Raw genomic sequence first — 3,038 nt, 5'->3', positions numbered from 1 at the left:
CGGGTACTGGGACCGTATTTTGTCTGCCAGGGCTCGAACCTGCCAAAGGTCAGCGAAGTCTGCCACGAAATAGTCCGCGCCCAGTTCCGCGGCTACCGCGGCAGTCTTGCTTCGGCACCGGCCAACCACGACGACGTTTTCGTGGCTTTGACTTAGCCGGCGTGCCGCCGCGGCGCCAATGCCATCGCTGGCACCGGTAATGACGATCGTCCTTGCTGACACGCCGGGAGCATATCCCGGCACTGGACACCAGAAGGCGACATTGCCGTTCAAATAACCACTGGCGGGATCTCAACGCGGCAGCGGACCGCAAGGCCGGGCCCCTCCTGAAAACGGAGCGCATTACGAAAACCCTTGTAATCCACCGTCTTACAAAATGCTGTACAACGGTTGCCATGGCTGACACGATCACCTTCCGGCCGGACGGAGACACATTGAAGGCACTGGAAGTCTTGACCAGAGATGGCACGGCCGTGTCTGCGGCTGTCCGATCCGCACTCATTGATGCCGCGCGACGGAAGGCAACTGCCATTGTCGACCTGGCTGGTCGCGCCCACATCTAGGTCAGCTCGTGCCGCAAGCTTTCGTCGTGAGGTTGAAATCGGCGGAATGCACACCCGGGTGCTTGCCGAGCAGGCCGCCGCAGTCGACCCGGGCCGGCTCGGCAAGAGTGTCGGGTTCCTCAGCTTCGACGAGATGCGTCGCGTTGATGCGGCACTGCGCATCGTCCGCGATCTCTGAGCGCTGTGCCGCCGTCACGTTGAATGGTGAAAACAACTGCGGCGCAGTGAAATGCGGAGCACGCTGCCGGTAAACCGTGGCATTCGAATCCGCCGTATTCTCGCAGCCCGCCGACGGTGACTTCGGCTGATGTGGACGAAGCGGCCGTTCCACGAAACAAGCCGTCGTTGTTCGACCCCGACGCGTGAATGGTTACAGCCTCCCGCGGCCGATTCGCGACTCCGACGCCGTCGCGACTTCTGACAGCGGGAACCCAGCCTGGACGACGCCCTCCGCATGCGGGCACTGACGAATCACCCCGGCGGCTTCCAGCCGCCGGGGAAGTCCGTCGGACCACTGTCATACCGCCAGGGAATGGTTAGTCCAGAACAGATGCAAGCCATTGACCAAGCACTGGGCTCGTCCTAGATCTGTAGCGCCCAGCCTCGTCTCAGATGAAAAAGGCGACCCCTTTTCTGGTAAGACGCCGTATTCGAGCCGGCATCTCCTGATGAACAACTCGAGCACCGCTCCCGCGGTCCGCTGGTTCAAATGCGGATGAACTTCTGTTCGCCCATGCCGAACATGCCATCGACCGAAAGGTCCACGTCGTCGGTGTGGATTCGGCCCTCGTACCAGCCGAAGGGGGCGTAATACTCGGCGAGCGATCGGCGCGGGCCGACGTGCATCTCGGAACGGACAGTCGGCGTGAACCGCACCTCGACCTGGCCCGACCCGTCGGCATCGCGCACGATCCAGGGACCCCAGGGCCCGTCGGGCCGTTCCACGTGGACGGCCGGCAGGCGGTGGACCCGGTCGCCGAGCCAGACGGCGTTCTCGTTATAGCGCTGGGGGTCGCGCACCTGGTTGTCGGTCAGGTTGAAGCCCTCGACCCGGCCCCCATCGCTGCGGCGCACTGCGGTCACCCAGTCGTACTGCATAGGCGAGGGGTAGTCCCCGTGGTGGTCGTCGAGGATCATGAATGAACGGTCGGGCTCTAACACCGTCAGCTCGGCGCCGGCGCGGAGCGTGCCGGCGAACGGCATCATCGTTTTGTGCGAATACAGCGCACGATTGTCGGCGAAGGGGTGGCAAATCACCAGGTGTCCCGCCTCTCCGGGGCCGCAGCGCCCGGCACCATGCAACTCCAGCGGCGGTAGCGCGCCGCGCCCAGGGTGGCTGGCGTCCACCGCGACCAGGCCCGAGTCCATCTCGTTTGTCAGCTGCAGCGAGAAGCGCCCGACGCGACCGTGGGACCGGGTGTGGTCCAGGCCGCGAGCGACGTGGACCATCGAGGTCGGCACCTTCTGCTCCCACCGACGGATCGTGGCCGCCTGCTTGTCAACGACCAGCACTTGCAGCAATGAGATCGACTTTGTGTCGTAGACGGCGCCAAGTACGAACAACGCGTCGTCACCGAGCTGGAACGCCTCCCACTCCTTGAGCCGGGCGTTGCGCACGGCGCGCTGCAGGCGACCACGAGCTCCGGTGGCGGTGACGACGTCGAGTGGGTTGATCCGCGCGATCGGGCCGTTGTAGGTGCCGAACCGGTAGCAGCCGTCGACTACCAGCTGGGCAGGTGGCGGCTCGTGCGTGCGCACCAGGCCGGACGGGCCCGTCGGCGGGGTCTCGGTGTTCACCGCCGGAGTGTACCGGAGGGCAGTACCTATGGCGCCACGGCGACTTACGGACGAAGGCATGCCGACATCGCGCGACGGGCTGGCGACTTCATGCGCCGGTACCGGCAGAGTCATTCCGGTATAGGTTTGGGTGACTATCTGGTCGCTGCGACCGCGGACATCAAGGGCTATGAGCCGGCGACGCTGAACGTGAAGCATTTCCCGATGTTCCAGAACCTGCGGCCGGCATTCAGACTCTGAACGCGCCGCCGAATACCGTGAGGAAAGCGCGTGATTAGGAAACCGCCAGGTTGGTTGGGAACGTCAACCAGATTGAGACAGGACACCGACTCGGGCGGGCGTGATTCTCTGATGAACACGGCGACGTTTACTGGTAACCCTCAGTATTCGATTCCGTCGTATTCCTCGTGCGCTGTGTCAATGTCGGTTGGGGTATGACGACGGGCATTTGGGTGGCTGCCCCTCTGTTTCGGCAGTGCCATCAGAGGCGCTCTTCATCATCACTGCCCCGCGAGATTGTTTGCTGAAAGAAGTGCCGGTGCGGCATGAGGGGCTGGCATCTCAGTGGGTCTGCGTTTTAATCTCGACAGGAGCCGGGATCGAACCTGTCAAACCATTTGAGACGTGTCAGGCTGCGTGTTCTGTGTCGGTGTTCTCCTTCGGTGGTTCGTTGATCCA

At 63.3% G+C, this 3,038-nt stretch carries 3 protein-coding genes and 1 pseudogene; 2 read left to right on the top strand and 2 right to left on the bottom strand.

Going from position 1 to position 3,038, the window contains the following annotated elements:
- The coding region (locus tag BST40_RS27660) for an SDR family NAD(P)-dependent oxidoreductase (RefSeq protein WP_142276840.1) at window positions 1–222 on the bottom strand (222 nt) is incomplete at its 3' end.
- A 240-nt stretch (window positions 223–462) separates the two neighbouring features.
- On the opposite strand from BST40_RS27660, the gene BST40_RS27650 reads away from it, so the two are divergent.
- Window positions 463–741: a type II toxin-antitoxin system PemK/MazF family toxin gene (locus tag BST40_RS27650; protein WP_083156498.1), complete on the top strand. Its 279-nt coding sequence runs from the start codon at window positions 463–465 to the stop codon at window positions 739–741.
- Window positions 742–1,268: 527 nt separating this feature from the next.
- On the opposite strand, the gene BST40_RS27645 is transcribed toward BST40_RS27650, so the two are convergent.
- Window positions 1,269–2,360 (bottom strand): DUF2804 family protein, encoded by a 1,092-nt coding sequence (locus tag BST40_RS27645; RefSeq protein WP_240316836.1) that lies wholly within the window; start codon window positions 2,358–2,360, stop codon window positions 1,269–1,271.
- 66 nt (window positions 2,361–2,426) lie between these two features.
- Here BST40_RS27645 and BST40_RS33450 point away from each other — a divergent pair.
- Window positions 2,427–2,600 (top strand): annotated as a pseudogene (locus BST40_RS33450) (PIN domain-containing protein); the annotation flags it as partial.
- Window positions 2,601–3,038 lie beyond the last annotated feature (438 nt).

The sequence above is a fragment of the Mycobacterium persicum genome, from assembly GCF_002086675.1.
GTDB classification, from domain to species: Bacteria; Actinomycetota; Actinomycetes; order Mycobacteriales; family Mycobacteriaceae; genus Mycobacterium; species Mycobacterium persicum.
The sequence above is the reverse complement of the archived record's forward strand: the minus strand, read 5'-3'. Positions and strand labels throughout refer to the sequence as shown.